Here is an 18,960-nt window from a genome sequence, read left to right on the forward strand (position 1 = left end):
CCGGTGAGTTCTGGCCGCAGACATCACGCGCCCCAGTGCCGCGCGGTCGCTATCTAAGATTCATATTGATCCAGATTGGTCCTGGACATCTTCTCGCCTCCCGCCGGAACCCAGCCTCCCGCTTCCGGTTAGAGGTCTGTCTGCTGCGACAATCGCAGCCTATCATGCGCGTCAGGGAGAATTGATATGGCCGCTTCGGGTCCCAAAAGTGATGCTGCTCTGGAAAATGGTCTTGCCGATCACCAGCCCGGAGCTGGAAGTCCCGATTATGAGACGATGGTCGGAGAAGGCGGAGAGACGCAGCAGAGGTTGCAGGATGAGCGCTCCGGTGATGCCCTGACAGACAATTTCGGGCATCGGATCGCAGACAATCAGAATAGTCTGAAGGCCGGCGCCCGCGGTCCCACGCTGCTGGAAGATTTCGTACTGCGCGAGAAAATCTTCCATTTTGACCATGAACGCATCCCTGAACGGATCGTCCATGCACGCGGCTCTGGCGCCCATGGGATTTTCGAGTGCACCAAGGCCATTCCCGATGTGACCAAAGCGAGCATTTTCCAGAAGAAGGGTGCGAGCTGCCCTGTGTTCGTTCGTTTCTCCACTGTGGCCGGTGGCGCGGGTTCCGTTGATACACCGCGCGATGTGCGCGGCTTTGCTGTGAAATTCTACACGGAAGCCGGCAACTGGGACCTGGTCGGCAACAACATCCCGGTATTCTTCATTCAGGATGCGATGAAATTTCCTGACCTGATCCATTCGGTGAAAATGGAAGCGGATCGGGGCTATCCCCAGGCTGCGAGCGCCCATGACACCTTCTGGGATTTTGTGTCGCTCATGCCCGAGAGCATGCACATGATCATGTGGGCCATGTCCGATCGGGCCATTCCTCGTTCGCTGCGGATGATGGAAGGATTTGGCGTCCACAGCTTCCGCTTCATCAATCAAGACGGCGACGGCAAGTTCGTGAAGTTCCACTGGAAGCCGGTTCTGGGCGTTGCGTCCCAGGTCTGGGACGAGGCTGTCAAGACGGCAGGCGCCGACCCCGATTTTCATCGCCGCGATCTGTACGAAGCCATTGCCAGCGGCGATTATCCCGCCTGGGACCTGGGCGTGCAGATTTTCGATGAGGCTTGGGCGGCAGAACAGCCCTATGATGTGCTGGATGCAACCAAGCTGATCCCGGAAGAGGATATTCCTGTCGAGATCATCGGGCGCCTCACGCTCAATCGCAATGTCGACAATTTCTTTGCCGAGACAGAGCAGGTGGCCTTCCTGCCCAGCAACGTCATTCCAGGCATTGACTTCACGAATGACCCCCTGCTGCAGGGGCGGCTTTTCTCTTATCTCGATACGCAAAAGTCGCGTTTGGGAACGACCAACTTCCATCAGATCCCGATCAATGCGCCCAAATGCCCCTTCCACAATATGCAGCGCGACGGGTTGATGCAGACGCTGGTCCCCAAGGGGCGCGCCAATTACGAGCCGAACAGCCTGAACGAGGCTGGCGAGGATAGTGGTCCACGCGTTGCGCCCGAAACCGGCTTCACATCCTTTAGCGATAATGGAGAACGCAACGATCCCACTGACAAGATGCGGATACGTGCCGAAACATTTGCCGATCATTATAGTCAGGCGCGGATGTTCTATCTGTCGCAGACCGAGAATGAACAGGCGCACATCGCATCGGCCATTGTCTTCGAGTTGTCGAAGGTGGTGATGCCTCATGTGCGGCTTCGGGTTCTCTCGCGTCTGCGCAACATTGACGAGGATCTGGCGCAACGAGTCGCCGACGGGCTGTCGATCGCTCTGCCTGAAAAGGCGCCAGCAGCCCGAGACCTTGTGGAGATGCCCATCTCCGACGCTCTTTCTATCCAGAAGAATGCCAAGGATGGCTTCGCCGGCCGCAAGGTCGGAATTCTGTTTGCCGAAGGCTCCGACAAGGCGATGGTAGAGAAGCTCAAGACGGGCGTGGAGAAAGCAGGCGGCAGCGTCTTTCTGGTTGCGCCCAAGATTGGTCCCCTCAAGGTCAAGGGCGGAACGCTCGAAGCGGACGGCAAGCTCGATGGCTCGCCCTCCGTGCTGTTCGATGCGATTGCCTCCGTGCTGATGCCGCAAAGCGCGGAAATATTGTCGAAGCAAGGCGCTGCGGTCCAATGGTTCATGGACGCCTATGGCCACTGCAAGACCATCGCCCATTGCCCCGGCACGCAGATCATCCTCGACAAAGCGGGGGTGGAAAAGGACGACGGCGTCATTCCAAACGAGATGCTGCTGGACAAGGGCCCCAAGCGGCACTGGGCGCGAGAGCCGAAAATCCGCGATCTCGCCTGAGATCAGCTAATAAGTCCGCATGCGCGCCATTAGTGCGCATGCGGGCAATTCTGTGCTGAGCTGTCCGGGACGACAGATTCATTTCGTTGGCACATCCAAAGCAGCTGGCGCCGACATGAGGTCGGTGCGCGGCGCCAACATCTTAGCAGTCCTGAGGAACGCGTCAGGACGAGGAGGACCAAATGATTCAGCCCGAAGACGAAGCATGGATGCGCGAGGCTATCGCGATTGCGCGTTCAAAAGGGTCTGATCCTTCAACCTCCCCTCTGGGCTGCGTGATCGTGCTGGATGGGAGGATGATAGCCGGCGAACGCAATCAGACTCAGGAGTTGCCCGACGCGACAGCCCATGCAGAAATGATGGCGATCAGACGCGGTTGCGAGAATAGCGGTGACATGGAGCTGCGCGGCGCAACGCTTTATTCGACGCTTCAGCCATGTGGAATGTGCACGATGGCATCGATCTGGGCAAAGGTCGGAAGGGTCGTTTACGGCGCTGGAAGGCATGATGTTCATCAGATGTATTTCGAGGCAAGGCATGTCGACACGCTGGATTTCGTAGCAGAAGCCTATCGCGATGATATCTCGATAGAGGGGGGATGCCTGCGCGCGGAATGCGCTGAACTTTACTACCCGCCTGACGCAGATCTTTCGGAGGAGGAACAGGCCAACCTATAACATCATCATTTTCTGCCCAGATGGCGGCATGGCTCAATCGGGTCGGCTTGTTTCGACGATAAGCCAAGGGTATCGCGGAGCCGATGAAAGGGCCGGGCGTTGTGCGTGCGGATCAACTTACGGAGTTCTGATGCGCGCAATCCTCCCAGAGCAGCTGGCAACCTATTTTGACAGCTCGCCTGTGGCTTTGTCGCTCGGCCGCGCAGAGGGCGATCATGAGCTGCTGTTGACGAATGAGGGCTTCAGGAACCTTACCGGCTATGCGACGAGCGAGATCGTCGGCCGCAATTGCAGGTTCTTGCAGGGACGCAGCCGGAATGAAGAGGCCCGCGCGCAGATACGGTCTTTCCTCCAGGACGATGGGCAGGCGAACGTGCGGACGTCCATCGTCAATTTCCGGAAGGACGGGCGCCCCTTCGTCAATCTTCTCTACATGACGAAACTTCGCGCTCAGTCGGGCCAGGTGCGCTATATTTTTGCGTCTCAATTCGATGTCAGTCGCACCCAGCCGGATCGACTGGCGGATTATGATCTCGACCTTGAGCGTACGCTTGACCGATTGAGTCCGGTCCTCGCGGAAAGCGGGATCGTGGTTGAAGGTTCGCTGATGACAATCGCGAATACGGTGGCCACCATAGCGCAGGCCAAGCTCATATTGTCCGATCTGGACAATGGCGATTTCCTTTGAGCGGTGAGACAGCTAACCCCAGCCGGTTGCCGATCGTGGGCATCGGCGCTTCGGCGGGCGGGCTTGAGGCCCTGCGCGAAATGCTGGCGTCAGCCCGTGGCCAGACCGGCATGTCCTTCGTCATCGTTCAGCATCTTGATCCCAATCATGAGAGCATGCTGGCGCAATTGCTGGACCGCCACACGACCCTGGAAGTTCTCCAGTGCGAGGGTGGTGAGCAGATAGAGGCGGACAAGGTTTACATCATCCCTCCCGGTCGCGGCCTGGTCATACGGCAGGGCATGTTGGAACTGACCGACTTCGCGCAGCCCCGCGGTCTTCGCAGACCGATAGATGATTTCTTCATCTCCCTGGCGTCGGACAAGCAGGCGGACGCCGCCTGCGTCATACTTTCAGGTACCGGCGCTGACGGGACCATGGGCTTGCGTGCCGTGAAGGAAAATGGCGGGCTGTGTGTCGTGCAGGATCCTGAAACGGCAAAATATGATGGCATGCCGCTGTCTGCTGTGGGAACCGGACTGGTCGATTTCGTCAAACGTCCAAGCGAGATAATTCAATGTCTGGAAGGATTTTTCCAGCACCGTGCCACGGCCGAAACACCCGAACGGGAAGCTGCGCTGGTCGCCGATCATGTCGATGATCTGTGCAAGACACTGCGAACTGCGGTGGGCCATGATTTTTCGGGTTACAAGCGCACGACCCTTATCAGGAGGGTCGAACGGCGCATGCATGTGCTGGGGATCACGTCGGGCCACAGCTATCTTTCGCGGATAAAAAGCGACAGGGACGAATGTGAAGCGCTGTTTCGTGATCTCCTGATCAACGTCACCCGATTTTTCCGGGACGCAGATCTGTTCGAGCGTCTGAGGATCACGGTTATCGAGCCGCTGGTCGATCAGGCCGATGGCGAGGAAATCAGGGTATGGGTTCCAGGCTGCTCCTCTGGCGAGGAAGCCTACAGCATTGCGATGCTCTTCGCCGAAGCTGCTCGCAAACGGAATATTCTGCCGGCATCCGTGCAGATCTTCGCTACGGATATTGATGAGCAGATGCTGCAGATTGCGCGCGAAGGAGTATATCCTGCCTCTGCGCTTGCAGATATTCCGCTGGCGCTGCGCGAGCAATATGCGATCCCTCACGCAGAAAGGTTCATGATCGTTCCCCAATTGCGGGACATGATCCGCTTCTCCAGTCATAGCCTGGTCAAGGATCCGCCCTTCTCGCGCATCGATCTGGTCTCCTGTCGCAATCTTCTCATCTATTTCGATGATCGGCTGCAGCAGACGGTCATGCCGATCCTGCATTATGCTGTTCGGCCAAATGGATATCTGTTTCTTGGACCGTCCGAAAGTGTCGGGAGATTCGAGCATCTCTTCCCCGCGATCGATCAACAGGCGCGCCTTTTCCAACGCGCGCCTGGGCCACCCAATTATCCGATCGATCTGCCGGGTGGCGGCAGGCTTCGCGATCAACCCGCAACAGGTTCCGGCAACAGGCCGTCGGGTCGGTCGGCAAGCGATGAGACCATAGCGGTCCGTCGCCTCGTCGAGCGTTATACGCCCGCTAGTCTCGTGCTAGATCAGGATGGCGCCATAATCTCTGCCTATGGTCGGCTCGGCCGCTATTTTGATTTTCCGGTCACACGGACGGGAGGCTCGAGCGCGATTGGTCTTGCCCGTGCTGGGCTTCGCAACGTTCTTGGGCCGCTACTGCGCGAGGCGCGCGACAGTCGAAAGCGGGTCGTTGCGCGTGATGTGCAGGTCATGTCCGAATATGGCATGCAGCAGATCGATGTCATCTGCGATCCACTGACCGATGGCACGCTACTTTTCGTTTTCCGCGACACCGCACCTTTCCGCCCAGCGCTTGATCAGGATGTCGGCGAACTGCACGCAAGCGATGATCATCTCGATGCATTGGAGGACGAGCTTCGTGTCACGCGGCACCGCCTGCGTACCGCTGTCGAAGAATTGGAGACGGCGAATGAGGAACTGAAAAGCTCGAACGAAGAAATGATGTCGATGAATGAGGAGCTTCAGTCCACCAACGAGGAGCTCACAACCGTAAATGATGAGCTGAAATCAAAAGTTGACCAGCTGACTGTTGCAAATTCCGACCTTCGAAATTTCTTCGAGTCGACCGATCTGGCGGTGATTGTGCTCGATGGAAAACTTCAGATCAGGAGCTACACCGAAGCTGCGACGGCCCTTTTTCCGCTTCAGCCCAGCGACCGCGGACGACCATTGGAGGATGTCACGTCACGCCTTGCAGGGACGCTCTATCTTGATGATGCACGGTCCGTGTCAGAGGGGCATCCTGTGATCCAGAGGCGTGTCACGACCCGCGATGGCGCGAGAACCCTTTCGCTGCGAACATTGCCTTACAGAACCCAGAGCGGATCAACGGACGGCGCGACGCTCGTCCTTACGGACATCACTGACGCATTGTCTCTCGAGCGCGATCTTGCGGCCGAACGTGAGCGCCTTGGTATGGCCATTCGGGCCGGCGGCGTTGCAACATGGGAATATAATGTCGACACGGGTGAGGCGATCATCGACGACCATGGGCGTTCCATCCTGGGAATAGCGCCCGACATCGCTTCGACCGATGGTGAGCGGCGCCTGGCGCGACTGCATCCCGACGACCGTGAAGCTTTCGATGCAGCATTGGCGGAAGTTGTCGCGCAAGGGGGCGATTTCGAAGCGAGCTATCGCGTCGTCGAGAACGGCCAAACGCGTCGCATCAAGAGTTTCGGCAGGATCGTGAGCGATGGCTCAGTCCGTCATCTGGTCGGCGTCTCTATCGATGTAACGTCGGAATATATGCTCGCCGAGACGCGTGAACTGATGCTGCGCGAAATGAATCATCGCGTGAAGAATCTTTTCGCGATCGTGGGCGGAATGGTCTCCGCTGGGGCGCGGATTCATGATGATGTGCGTGCCTACGCCGCCGATCTGAGGGAGCGTATTGCAGCCTTGGGACGTGCGCATTCCCTTGCTTCGCCAACGGGGGAAGTACAGGCCATCAATCTGGAAGAGTTGGTTCGGACAACCATCGAACCCTATCGGGATCATGCAGCAATCTCGATCAGTGGACCTGAAATCCTCATCGCGCGTTCCTGCCTCTCGTCCCTGGCGTTGATGCTGCATGAATGGGCGACCAATTCGGTCAAATATGGGGCTCTGGGGGCCTCCGATGGGAGATTGAACATCGTTTGGAAACTTGACCATGACCTCCAGTTGACGTGGAGCGAAACGCGCAGGGACGCGCTGAGCGAGGATGGCGACGTTGGGAGCGGATTTGGCACCCTGCTGGTCCAGACATCATCCCGACAATTGGGCGGGCATGTGGAAAGAGATATTAGCGACGACATGTTCACGATAAGCCTTACCCTGCCGGACAAGGTTCTGGCCGATGCCTAAGACGATCATGCTGGTTGAAGACGAGCTCCTGGTTGCCTTCGATGTACAGGACATCATTGAAGCTCAGGGCTTTTCGGTCGACGGCCCCTACATCTCTGTCAAGGATGCTGTCGCGGCGGTCACTGCGCAACTGCCGTCCTGCGCTGTGCTCGACGTGCGTTTGCAGGATGGCGAGGTCTTTCCGGCGGCCGATTTGCTCGAAAAAGCGGGCGTTCCGATCATATTCCATTCCGGGCATGCCGACGCATCGGATCTCAAACGGCGATATTCCAAGGCTGCGGTGTGCGAGAAGCCCTGTTCGCCCGCGGCCCTGAGAGATACGATACTCGAGCTACTCGCCGAATAAGCCCAATTTTTGCGCAGCGCTCCGCCACCATTTCCGCGCAGCACCTGACCACGCGCCTCAGGTCGTCGCAAGATGTCCCTGAAGGCGGAGATTTTCAGGCGTCGTCGGGGATGGTCGGATTGTTTGTTCCTGGCGCGCCGGGCATCAAGGCTCCGTCAGCATTCCGATCCTCCTCAGGTCCCGACCGTTCGCCCAGGGCGCGGTCGTCGGGCTGCGCCTCCTGACCGTGGATCGGCTGGATTTTGGACTGCTCCTCCTGCGTGCGCCGCGCATCATTCGCGTGGTGACCATTGCCTTGCATAGTCGTGGCCTGCGGCTGCGCGGCTGCCGCGATAGCCAGGATGAATATCCACATGATGCTTCCTCTCACTTCTCCATAGTCGCTCTAATCTCCCGTGGAGCGACGTGGTTCCGGATTTTCTCCTCTTGCAGCCCCCAAACGGGAATCATGAGCAAGCGGCACACGCTTTCTATGGCTCGAATTTGTGCAGCCGTCGCGAAGCGCCCCGCGCAAAATCGGCAAGCAATTCGGCCTCTGCAACTCCTGTCCCATGCGCTCGTTTAGCGGCAGCGACTTATGTTGGAACGGGAGCTTTCATGGCCGGACGCACGCTGCTTCAGTTTTTCCACTGGTACTATCCTGATGGAGGCCAGCTCTGGGACGAGGTCGCTCAAAAAGCGGAGAATCTCAAGGAGTTGGGTGTGACGGACGTCTGGCTACCCCCGGCCTGTAAAGGGGCTGCAGGCGGCTATTCCGTAGGCTATGACAGCTATGATCTTTTTGACCTGGGCGAATTCGATCAAAAAGGATCCATAGCCACCAAATATGGTGATCGCGCCGCGCTGGAACGGGCGGCGCATGCGCTGCACGACGTTGGCCTTGGCGTCATTCATGACGTTGTCTTCAATCATAAAATGGGCGCGGACGAGATGGAAACGGTCCATGTTCGCAGGGCCAATCCCGATAATCGGGACGAAGTGGAAGACGAAGCATTCCAGGCTCGCGCCTGGACCCGCTACATTTTCCCTGGACGCCAGGGGCGCTATTCAGAGTTTGTCTGGGATGCCAGATGCTTCACCGGCGTCGATCATATCGAAGAACCGGATGAAGATGGCGTGTTCCGGCTCGTCAATGAATATGGTGATGGGGAATGGAATATTGAGGTTGACGATGAAAAGGGCAATTTTGACTATCTGATGGGATCAGACGTCGAGTTTCGGAACCGGGCGGTCTATGAAGAGCTCAAATATTGGGGCAGGTGGCTGGCTGATCAACTGCCTTGTGACGGATTCCGTCTCGATGCAGCCAAGCATATCCCTGCATGGTTTTTCCGCGATTGGGTAGGGCACATGCGCGAAAGCGTCGGCGACGCGCTGTTTGTCGTCGCCGAATATTGGCATCCCGACATGACAGTCCTGCAAGCATATCTGGACATGGTCGATCGACAACTCATGCTTTTCGATGTCGGCCTTCTCCATCGTTTTCACGATGCGGCCCGAGCCGGCGGCGATTTTGACCTGCGAACGATCTTCGATGGTTCGCTGCTGCATGCCGCCCCGGATCATGCGGTAACGATCGTCGGCAATCACGACACCCAACCGCTCCAGGCTCTTGAAGCACCCGTGGAGGATTGGTTTAAACCCCTGGCCTATGCCTTGATCCTGATCCGCGAACAGGGCACCCCATGCATCTTCTATCCCGATCTTTTCGGCGCACGATATGCCGATCAAGGTGGCGATGGGCACGCGCATGAGATCGTCATCGAGCCGGTGGCATGTCTGCCTCAGTTGCTCAGAGCACGGCAACTCTATGCCCATGGACCGCAAAGCGATCTGTTTGATGATCCACATTGTGTCGGTGTCATACGCCATGGCACCCAGGATCAGCCAGGATGTGTCCTGCTTGTGTCAAATGGCGAAGAGGCGAGCAAATCGGTCCAGCTCGGACCGGAGCATGCAGGGGCATCTTTCCATGATTTTCTGGGCCATCATGCTGAAGAGATAATCGCTGATGAAAACGGAAGCATCATCCTTAAGGTGCCCGGCGGCTCGATCAGTCTTTGGGTTCGCACATAACGCAATTTCCGGAATTTGCCTTCTTGGCCTTCGGCTCTTCTGGCAGCCTATTTCTTTCAATACAGGACAAGGTGCATCTCGAACGAACCGAGAGGCTGGCGGCGCCGGTTCAGGATTGGCGCGATGGCGGTCAGCGTAACTCTGGCGAGTCGTCGCAGACGGATAAGCGCGTTCTGCATCGACAGGCCAAGTGAAGGCAGCCCTTCAGGCAACGAGACGGATCATAGCCTCACCCGGCTCTCTAGCCGACTGTCGATCTTCAATGGCATCGATGACAGAAAACAGGTTTGTCACATTCTCGTCGGCTTCGAATTCCGATCGGGACTGGGCCAATTGGCCATCGTTGATCAAAGCTTCAAGCGCCGTGCGAGCACGAGCAACGCGGCTTTTGACAGTACCGATCGCAGTGCCCATGATGGTCGCTGCTTCCTCATAGGAAAAGCCACCCGCACCGATCAATATGAGTGCCTCACGTTGAGGAACGGGAATCTGCGCAAGAGCGCGCACGACATCGGATAGCTCGACAATCTTCAACTGTTCCGCGGGCGCGGCAAGTAGTCTGTCTGCGACAAGATCGTCCCACGCCCCGACAAATTTGCTGCGCCGGCTGAGGCTGAAATAGTGATTGCGCAGGATAGTGAACGTCCAGGCACGAAAATTGGTGCCGGGTATGAACCGCCCCCGCGCGTTCCAGGATTTCAGCATGGTTTCCTGAACCAGGTCGTCGGCAAGATCGCGATCGCCACACAGACTACGGGCAAAAGCTCTGAGTTGCGGCAGGACCAGTGTAAGTTCCCGCTTGAAAGCTGTGTCAGTCAGCTTGTGCGGCGTCTCGGCGATTTGCGTTGCCGTCATACGGGCCCCTCGTGACGATGATGTAGCGCTGTGTCTGATAACGGGGTGGTTGACGATCTGTTCCGCTGGGGTCGGAAGGGCGAAAACCTTTCCGCCTCTGCGCCAGCCGCCTGTCGGCCAGGCAAGCCGGTGCGAGGCGCATGTTTACGGGGCGATCGGATCCTGCAGGGCCTCTGGCCGTTACCCCCTCATCTAACCCAGTCAGAAAAACTATTTCCAAAGGAGTCGCCATGTCGCTCAGCGACCGCACGATCGCCCTTCTCATCGCTCCGCGCGGTACGGAAGAAGTCGAATTTCTGGAGCCGATGAACGCCTTGAAGAGGGCGGGTGCGCGCGTTCAAGTGATCGGCCTTCAATCTGGCCAGGCACGCACCAATGTTCATGATCTTGATCCCGGTGGCGAATATGCCGTCGACATGACCTTCTCTGAAGCAGATCCTGCATCTTTCGATGGCCTAGTCATTCCCGGTGGCAGTGTGGGTGCTGACAAATTGCGTGCCAGCCCCGAAGCGATATCCTTTGTCGAGGCAATCTTCGATGCGGGTAAGCCGATCGGGGCTATTTGTCATGCGCCCTGGCTTCTGATCGAAGCCAAGATAGCCCCCGGTCATTCGCTTACCTCTTATCCTTCGATCAGGACGGACATCGAAAATGCCGGTGGTCATTGGGTGGATGAGGAAGTCGTGATCGACGGTCAGTGTATCACCAGTCGCAGTCCTGATGATCTGCCGGCATTTTGTGCTGCGCTCGTCGACGCATTTGCAAACGCGTCATCGCGTTGAACGTTTTCTGGAACGGCGGCGGACAGCGGCCGCCAATTTTGCAACAGGGTGAGGGTCGATGATTTTTCGTAAAAAGGCCATACAGGGTCGGGCATTTGGCCAGTCTCGTGATGAGGCGATGCAGGACGCGGTGAAGATCGGAATTGCGGAAACCGCAGCGCGTGCCGCTGTCACTGCGACAGTCACATTCGCGGTGGGTTGGCTCCTCAAGCGGACCTTCGAAAAAACGGTGGCGCAAAATGCGCAATCTGCCTGCAGGACAAAACCATCCATGGCGACCAATAGCCCTGCGGTGAGCTACAAACATACGCGAAAGCGGGCTGATATGGTTAGTCCGGACGCCTCCTGAAGAAGACGCGCTGGAGTTTTCGAATTACGAAGGCTGAGCGATCTTTAGGCAAGGGTGCGACTGCCTGCGTGCAGCTTGACCAGAAAATTTCAAGTGAGCGCATTTCTTCGGATACAAAGCGGACGTTGAGAAGTTATCGTTCGGTAAGTCATTGACTTGCGGCCCCCCTAGCCCTGCCTCGAAAGATGCAGGGTTTTTAGTATCTGGCTTTCGTTGCGGCTCCCGCGTGATGCACCCATGACCTTTTGACCGTGGCGACCGCGATCCAGTTCGCTCGGATCTCGGCCGGATTATCTGTGCGAAGCGTGAGTGATCCTTTGCACTCGACCCTTGTCGGGTGATGTGCGAATGCGTTGATCATCCATTTTGCAATGCTGGACATGATGATGGTGTTTGCCGACTTTCTGCGAGGTCGAAGGCGTGACCTCCTGAGTGCCCAGGATCTCGAAGCGCTTGAAGCTGCGGTAGCTGACGTGCGAAACCTGCCTCCTCGCAAGACCTTCATCTCTCGCGATCAAAATATCACCATGAGCACCTATCTCATCGAAGGCGTCATGTGCCGGTACATGGATGACCGGCAGGGAGAAAGACAGCTTGTTGCAGTGCATGTGGCCGGCGATTTCGTCGACCTTCATGGCTACCCGCTTGGTCATCTTGATCATGACCTCGCGACCTTGACCGCCTGTCGGGTAGCGTTGGTGCCCCATGTTGCGCTCGAACATCTTGTTGCGACGCGCCCGGCGCTTACGAAATTGCTCTGGTTCAGCACGCTCCTTGATGCTGCCATGCATCGCGAATGGATATTTCGCCTCGGGCGCCTCGATGCGATTGCGAGAGTCAGCCATTTCTTCTGCGAGACGGAAGCGAGATTGCGCGCGATCGGTCGAAGCGATGGATCGCATTTCACCCTTCCGATGACGCAGGCCGATCTGGGAGAGGCGTGCGGCATTACGTCCGTTCATATGAACCGGATGCTGCGGGATCTCAAAGACCGCAACCTCCTGGCGATGCATCGCCAGGAGGTTGAAATTCGCGATCGAAAAGGCCTGGAGCGGTTGGGCGAATTTGATCCTGCTTACCTTTTCCTCGAAGAGCAGAATTGACGGAACCGCCCTTGCCAGCCTGTCGTTGTCGGGGCCTGGAGAAGGAGCGAAGAAGATATGCCAACCCCGGGTATTCATGAAGAAGCTGGCATTGCCTCAGCCCACGCTGGATTGATCATGCTGGATGGTCCTAACGGCATCGCAATAACGCTGACAGCCAGTGCAGCGGAGGGGACGGGTCTTTCCCTGTTGCGGGCCGCAGAACTGGCGCGCGAACAACTGGAAAAAGGACAAGCCGAAGATTTTGCGGAAGACTAAAGATAAAATCTTATTAATTTAGATCAATATTTCAGATCGTTTCGGAATTGCTCTTTATTTTTATTGTTTCCGCAATGCAACTTTAGCCATCCATGCGGATTTACTTTGCGGCTCGTGTGCTGAGGGGGGGGGCGAGGCCTATCTCCGTTAGAGGATAGCCGCATGAAGATCGCTCAAATCGCTCCCCTGGCTGAAAGTGTACCACCCAAGCTTTACGGGGGTACCGAACGGATCGTCTCCTATCTCACCGAAGCTTTGGTGGATCAGGGGCACGACGTGACCCTGTTCGCCAGCGGCGATTCGCAGACTTCGGCCGAGCTTGTTCCGATCACGCCGGCGGCGCTGCGACTGACCCCGGGCATCGTCGACACGATCCCCTATCATATGATGATGCTTGATGCGGTGCGGCAACGGGCGGACGAGTTTGATGCGCTCCATTTCCATATAGATCTTCTGCATCTGCCAATGATCCAGGATTTTATTGGACGCACCGTGACGACATTACATGGTCGGCTGGACCTGCCTGATCTGCCGCCATTCTATCGCTGCTTTGGCGATCACTGCCTAGTTTCGATCTCTGATGATCAACGGCAACCCATGCCCCCGGTAAATTGGGGCGCGACCATCTACCACGGTCTCCCGGCCGACCTTCTCACCCCCAGCCTTGGCGAAAATGAAGGTTATCTCGCCTTTCTCGGGCGTATCTCGCCCGAGAAGAGACCGGATCGCGCCATTCGCATCGCAGCCCGAGCCGGCATGGAGTTGCGAATTGCGGCGAAAATCGACGCGGTCGATCGCGCCTATTGGGAGGAAGAGATCGCGCCTCTTGTCAAACTATATCCCAATATTCGCTTCATCGGTGAGATCAACGAGCGACAGAAAGCCGATTTCCTCGGTGGTGCGAGCGCCTTGCTGTTTCCGATCGACTGGCCTGAGCCTTTTGGATTGGTGATGATCGAAGCCATGGCTTGCGGAACGCCGGTCATCGCCTTCCGCTGCGGATCGGTTCCGGAGGTCATAGAGGATGGGCGCTCGGGTTTCATCGTCGACAGCGAAGACGAGGCTGTCGAAGCGGTGAAACAAATTCGTCACCTCGAGCGCAAAATGGTGCGCGGCGTATTCGACGCACGGTTCACGGCTGACAGGATGGCTGCCGATTATGCCGCGTTATATCATCGACTGCCCGGTGCGCGCACCGACGCAGCCTGGCTGCGTCGCCGGCGCGGCGAAGAATCGGAATTGCAGATCGTCGCATAGGAGCCGCCATGTCGCAGACCCAACCGCAGCCAGGGGTTTCGGGCATTGCAGGGGGACAGGCGCTGTCGCAGGCGCAAACCCAGTTCTTCATTCCTGCGACCGCCTCGTTGCATGAACGTCGCCCACGCACACTCAAGCATGGAGACAGTTTTGCTGTCTTTGATCATAGCGGCGACGCCATATCCGGGCCTGGTAGTCCCGAGGGTTTCTACCATCGCGATACGCGCCATCTTTCGCACTTATACCTTACGGTCAATGGCATGCGCCCGATCCTGCTGAGTTCGGCGCTGCGGGACGACAATGCGATGTTGACCTGTGATCTGGCCAACCCGGACTTCCTTGGAGAGGACGGGCGCGTAGAGGTGGAGCATGACCTGATCCATCTGCGTCGCAGCCGCTTTCTATGGGACGGCGCAATCTATGAACGCATCATTGTGCGCAATTTCGACATTGTAGAGCGGCGGGTGTCGGTGGGTCTGTCCTTCGCTTCCGATTTCGCGGATCTGTTCGAGATACGTGGCATGACCAGATTGCGCCGCGGCACCATGCACGAGCCACAGGTCGGAGACGCCGATGTCCTGCTGGGCTATAGAGGACGCGATGACCTTGAACGCTCGACACATCTCCATTTTGATCCCGCACCCGCGCAACTGACGGCGGAGCAGGCGCTATTTGAAGTCACTGTTGGCCCCGGCAGTCGATCCACATTGTTCGCACGTATCTCCTGCGAACATAGGAATGAGGTCGATCAACCCCTGCCCAAGCTGTTTCTAAAATCCCTGCGCGAGGCCATGCGTGCGCTTCAGCATGCGCGACGCCGCGGTGCTTCGATGAAATCGTCCAATGACTTGTTCAATGCCGTTTCGCGGCGTTCGGTTTCCGACATCTCGATGCTCTCCACCGATACAGAATTTGGGCCTTATCCCTATGCGGGCATCCCTTGGTTCAGCACCGTTTTCGGCAGGGATGCCCTGATCACCGCCCTTCAGACGATCTGGATGGACCCAGACATTAGCCGAGGCGTGCTGGGATATCTCGCTGCGCATCAGGCGACGGATTTCGACCCGACAGCTGATGCCGAGCCAGGTAAAATTCTGCACGAAGTACGTCACGGCGAAATGGCCGAGTTGGGGGAGGTTCCTTTCCGTCATTATTATGGCAGCATCGATTCCACGCCGCTTTTCGTCATGCTGGCCGGCGCCTATCTGGAGCGCACCGGGGACCTTGAATATCTCGCTGGCTTGTTACCCAATATCGAGGCTGGATTGCGATGGATCGACACTCATGGCGATCGCGATGGCGACGGCTTCGTTGAATATGGACGCCTGACGGATCAGGGCCTGCAGAACCAAGGCTGGAAGGACAGCCATGATTCCATCTTCCATACCGATGGCAGTATCGCCCGAGGCCCGATCGCTTTGGCTGAAGTTCAAGCCTATGTTTATGGCGCGTGGCAGGCGGCAAGAATCATCTATCGTGCGATGGGCGATCTGGATCGCTCGGAAACCTATCTCGCCCGGGCTGTCGATCTGCAGCAGCGTTTCGACGCGTCTTTCTTCGACGCGGACCTGGGGACATATGTGCTCGCGCTCGATGGGCAAAAGCAGCCGTGCCGGGTTCGTTCCTCCAACGCAGGCCATGTCCTTTACACGGGCCTGGCTCGACCAGAGCGCGCGCCCATGGTGGTGGCAACCTTGATGGCGCCCGCCTCATTTTCCGGCTGGGGCGTTAGGACGATCGCGTCGACCGAAAAACGCTACAATCCCATGAGCTATCATAATGGCTCAATCTGGCCGCACGACAATGCGCTAATTGCCGCAGGCTTTTCGCGATATGGCTTTCAGCGTCAGGCGGCGCAGATATTCGAGGGGCTCTTCGCCGCTGCAACCTATGTTGATCTCATGCGGCTGCCTGAACTGTTCTGCGGTTTCCCGCGACGACGCTCCCAGGGCCCGACCTTTTATCCGGTCGCTTGCAGCCCTCAGGCATGGTCGGCGGCGGCCCCGCTGTCGCTGATCCAGGCCAGTCTTGGATTGGCATTCGATGTCTCGTCCAACGAAATCCTTTTCCGCCAACCCACCTTGCCGACATTTATCGACCGCCTTTTCATCAAGGCGTTGCCATTGGGCCTGGCTGAAGCGGATATCATGCTTGAGCGCCTGGGAGATACGGTGGTCGTCAAACCGCAGCATCGGGACAGTCAAGTGAGGATTGTCAGTATAGCGTGATGAGCCAGTCCTGGGACCGCGCACAGCTGAGCCGGATGGCATCAGCCGACTATTGCACCCACGCACAGGGCGCTGGTCCCGCTCAGCACATCAGCAATAAACGATCGAGATTTGGATGATTCCGCGCGAGCGTATCGACAATGGAGGATTGATCCTCTTCATCGCCATCTCGACGCTCGGGCTGGGTCTGATTGTTTCCGGTTTCATCTCGGCATTATTGTGGGCTGCTCTGGCGGCCTTGCTCTTTCAGCCGCTTTACAGACGTATCCTGTTCGACTGTCGCGGGCGACGCAACATGGCGGCGGCGTTGACGCTGCTCATCATTATCATAGCTGTCATCATGCCGGCCTTGATAATCGGGAGTCTCGTGATCGAGCAGGCAAGCGGCGTCTACGCAAAGATCAGAAGTGGCCAGATCGACTTTGCGACCTATTTCGGTCAGGTGCATGCTGCTTTGCCGATGCGGTTGCAGCATTGGGTTGAGAATGCCGGTTTTGGCACGTTTGAGCGGGCACAAGCCAAGATCTCTCAGGCATTGAGCAACAGCGCGAGCATATTGACGCAGCGCGCATTGACCATAGGCGCGGACGCAGCAGCTTTCGTGCTTTCCTTTGGGGTGGGTCTCTATGTGAGTTTCTTTCTCCTGCGCGATGGGGAGGCGTTAGCATCGCAGATCATCACAAGACTGCCACTTGAACCGACCATAGCCCATCGGATTGCAACCCGCTTCGTAATCGTCGTGCGCGCGACCATAAAGGGATCGGGAATTGTCGCCCTGGCGCAAGGCATGCTGGGCGCAGCAACTTTCTGGATAGTAGGCATGCCTGCCGCCCTTCTATGGGGGGTGCTGATGGCGATTGCCGCCCTGCTACCAGCGATCGGACCTGCGATAATATGGCTGCCGGTAGCGACCTATCTGCTTGCTACGGGCGATTTTTGGCAGGCCGTCATCGTGGTTGCTTCCGGCGTCTTTGTGATCGGTCTTGTCGACAATCTCCTACGGCCCATGCTCGTAGGTCGAGATACCGGTCTGCCGGATTGGCTCATATTGGTGACAACCCTCGGCGGTATCGAGACGCTTGGGCTCAGCGGCATCGTGGTTGGGCCGATTGCTGCGGCCTTCTTCCTGACGGGATGGGATATATTGGCAGAGCAGAAAGCCGCTTCCACGCGAGACTGAACAGGGAATTGTTGGATTCCGCATAGCCCCCATGAACGCAAGATCGACCCGGGGGAACGAAACGGCGATTGCCGCATTGTCGGCGAACCAATGGCGCGCCTTGCAGGATCTTCGATGATGTTCAAATATGTTGCGATCAGGCAGGAAAAGGGCCGCTGGCATATCAGCGCCGAGAGCGGCCGACCGGGCGATCCAGTCCTCAATCTCGACAACAGAGGTTATGCCTCGCGCATGGACGCCCTGCAGGCTGCGATGATCTACGCGCAGGACAATCGCCTGGATATTGTCGAGATGGCCCTTTGAGGCGACCGGAAGCCTGCCACGCTCTCTCTCTCTCCCGCATGCTCCGGTCGTTCGCGATGCTGTCCTTGCAGACGCGAATCGCGGAAAAAACTTGAACGAAATCTGCGGCCCTATCGATCGCCCACGAGATGAAAATTACGGCTTGCGAAGCCATTGGATGCAGGCCCCTCCCAGCGCGACTGTGCAACCCGTCGCCGCAGCTTGGGACGGGGCTGCGATATGAGCCAGTGTCGGTTGAACTCCTTCATTGAAAACATCAAGGAAAAGGCATGATCTTTAAGTCGATCCTTTTCTCGCGAGATGGTTGGGTGCCCAATAATTCCGCCATCCCGGTCGGGCTGTACCTCGGAGTGGAGCCAAGCGAGAGGACGGATCTGGCCAAGGCCTTCGAGGCGCGATTTGCGAGCCATGGCTGGCTGCCTGAGTGGCGTGACAAGATCTATGATTATGATCATTATCACTCGACTGCGCATGAAGTGCTTGGAATGGCCTCGGGCCATGCCACTCTCGCACTTGGAGGATCGGCCGGATTTGAAATTGCGGTGGCGGCCGGCGATGCGCTGATGCTGCCGGCCGGAACCGGCCACCGCGCAGTCAAGCAGAGTCGGGATTTCCTCGCGGTAGGCGCTTATCCTGTCGGGCAGATCTGGGATATTTGTTGCGTCTCGCCAAGTCAGAGCATGCTGGATCGAATCAGCAGCCTGCCGCCGCCCGAATATGATCCGGTCACCGGCAGCAGAATATATTCACCGTAAAAGGCGGCTCCTCACCGCAACGTGCAATGCCAAGAGACCAGAGCAAATCGGCACATCATCTGTCTGTAGCCTGACATCCTTCACCGTTACGAAGTTTGCTAACGGATTGGACCATTTCAGATCTTTGAGCGTTCATTGCGTCGAGGAGACCGGCCTGATGCAATTTTCCCCCTTAATGCACTTTGTTGAGGCGCGACCCACTCCATTGCCGCACCTGGCCATTTTCGCGGACGCCGAAGAACTGCAGCGGTCGGACGACAATATTTCGTCCCGATCTTTAACCGGCCAACATGTCGCCATGGGTGGCGCCATTCTGTTAACGGCTCTCCTGTTCGCGCGTGGGCTAAGAT

General features: G+C 57.4%; 17 protein-coding genes. 15 read left to right on the top strand and 2 right to left on the bottom strand.

Going from position 1 to position 18,960, the window contains the following annotated elements; all coding sequences use genetic code 11:
• The first annotated feature begins 186 nt into the window (after positions 1-186).
• From E5554_RS04955 to E5554_RS04975, 5 genes are all read left to right on the top strand, one after another.
• Positions 187-2,331 carry a catalase gene (locus E5554_RS04955; protein WP_136186141.1) on the top strand — a complete coding sequence of 715 codons (2,145 nt, stop codon included), beginning with the start codon at positions 187-189 and terminating at the stop codon, positions 2,329-2,331.
• Positions 2,332-2,513: 182 nt separating this feature from the next.
• Positions 2,514-3,008 (top strand): nucleoside deaminase, encoded by a 495-nt coding sequence (locus E5554_RS04960; protein WP_004209576.1) that lies wholly within the window; start codon positions 2,514-2,516, stop codon positions 3,006-3,008.
• Positions 3,009-3,138: 130 nt separating this feature from the next.
• Positions 3,139-3,696 (top strand): PAS domain-containing protein, encoded by a 558-nt coding sequence (locus E5554_RS04965; RefSeq protein ID WP_063141486.1) that lies wholly within the window; start codon positions 3,139-3,141, stop codon positions 3,694-3,696.
• A gap of 80 nt (positions 3,697-3,776) precedes the next feature.
• A complete protein-coding gene (locus E5554_RS04970) occupies positions 3,777-7,118 on the top strand; it encodes a CheR family methyltransferase (protein ID WP_247594438.1) in 3,342 nt (1,113 codons plus the stop codon).
• Positions 7,111-7,464: a response regulator gene (locus E5554_RS04975; protein ID WP_004209581.1), complete on the top strand. Its 354-nt coding sequence runs from the start codon at positions 7,111-7,113 to the stop codon at positions 7,462-7,464. Before E5554_RS04970 ends, E5554_RS04975 begins: the two co-directional genes overlap by 8 nt.
• A 94-nt stretch (positions 7,465-7,558) precedes the next feature.
• Here the strand turns inward: E5554_RS04975 and E5554_RS04980 are convergent, their stop codons facing one another.
• Complete coding sequence (locus E5554_RS04980; protein WP_136186142.1) at positions 7,559-7,819, bottom strand: hypothetical protein; 261 nt, start codon at positions 7,817-7,819, stop codon at positions 7,559-7,561.
• Positions 7,820-8,061: 242 nt separating this feature from the next.
• Here E5554_RS04980 and amyA point away from each other — a divergent pair, with 242 nt between their 5' ends.
• On the top strand, positions 8,062-9,540 hold the full coding sequence (gene amyA, locus E5554_RS04985) for an alpha-amylase (protein WP_136186143.1): 1,479 nt from the start codon (positions 8,062-8,064) through the stop codon (positions 9,538-9,540).
• A 204-nt stretch (positions 9,541-9,744) separates the two neighbouring features.
• Here amyA and E5554_RS04990 read toward each other — a convergent pair whose 3' ends face one another.
• Positions 9,745-10,395: a sigma-70 family RNA polymerase sigma factor gene (locus E5554_RS04990; RefSeq protein ID WP_136186144.1), complete on the bottom strand. Its 651-nt coding sequence runs from the start codon at positions 10,393-10,395 to the stop codon at positions 9,745-9,747.
• A gap of 230 nt (positions 10,396-10,625) precedes the next feature.
• Between E5554_RS04990 and E5554_RS04995 the strand changes: the two genes are divergently transcribed.
• The 9 genes from E5554_RS04995 (at position 10,626) to E5554_RS05035 (ending at position 18,610) form a co-directional block, all read left to right on the top strand.
• Positions 10,626-11,177 (top strand): type 1 glutamine amidotransferase domain-containing protein, encoded by a 552-nt coding sequence (locus E5554_RS04995; RefSeq protein WP_136186145.1) that lies wholly within the window; start codon positions 10,626-10,628, stop codon positions 11,175-11,177.
• Positions 11,178-11,235: 58 nt separating this feature from the next.
• The gene (locus tag E5554_RS05000; protein WP_037490782.1) at positions 11,236-11,526 is read left to right on the top strand and encodes a hypothetical protein; all 291 of its coding nucleotides are present in this window, start codon (positions 11,236-11,238) and stop codon (positions 11,524-11,526) included.
• A 386-nt stretch (positions 11,527-11,912) separates the two neighbouring features.
• Complete coding sequence (locus E5554_RS05005; RefSeq protein ID WP_136188261.1) at positions 11,913-12,629, top strand: Crp/Fnr family transcriptional regulator; 717 nt, start codon at positions 11,913-11,915, stop codon at positions 12,627-12,629.
• A 57-nt stretch (positions 12,630-12,686) separates the two neighbouring features.
• Positions 12,687-12,887, top strand: a complete 201-nt coding sequence (locus E5554_RS05010; RefSeq protein WP_136186146.1) for a hypothetical protein — start codon at positions 12,687-12,689, stop codon at positions 12,885-12,887.
• A gap of 162 nt (positions 12,888-13,049) precedes the next feature.
• A complete protein-coding gene (locus E5554_RS05015; protein WP_136186147.1) occupies positions 13,050-14,144 on the top strand; it encodes a glycosyltransferase family 4 protein in 1,095 nt (364 codons plus the stop codon).
• Between the two features lie 8 nt (positions 14,145-14,152).
• Positions 14,153-16,372 carry an amylo-alpha-1,6-glucosidase gene (locus E5554_RS05020; protein ID WP_136186148.1) on the top strand — a complete coding sequence of 740 codons (2,220 nt, stop codon included), beginning with the start codon at positions 14,153-14,155 and terminating at the stop codon, positions 16,370-16,372.
• Between the two features lie 115 nt (positions 16,373-16,487).
• Positions 16,488-17,552 carry an AI-2E family transporter gene (locus E5554_RS05025; protein ID WP_136186149.1) on the top strand — a complete coding sequence of 355 codons (1,065 nt, stop codon included), beginning with the start codon at positions 16,488-16,490 and terminating at the stop codon, positions 17,550-17,552.
• A gap of 114 nt (positions 17,553-17,666) precedes the next feature.
• A complete protein-coding gene (locus tag E5554_RS05030) occupies positions 17,667-17,855 on the top strand; it encodes a hypothetical protein (RefSeq protein ID WP_230588569.1) in 189 nt (62 codons plus the stop codon).
• Positions 17,856-18,124: 269 nt separating this feature from the next.
• Complete coding sequence (locus tag E5554_RS05035; RefSeq protein WP_004209592.1) at positions 18,125-18,610, top strand: hypothetical protein; 486 nt, start codon at positions 18,125-18,127, stop codon at positions 18,608-18,610.
• Positions 18,611-18,960 lie beyond the last annotated feature (350 nt).

Origin of the sequence: Sphingobium sp. PAMC28499 (genome assembly GCF_004795815.1) — a bacterium.
Taxonomy (GTDB): domain Bacteria; phylum Pseudomonadota; class Alphaproteobacteria; order Sphingomonadales; family Sphingomonadaceae; genus Sphingobium; species Sphingobium yanoikuyae.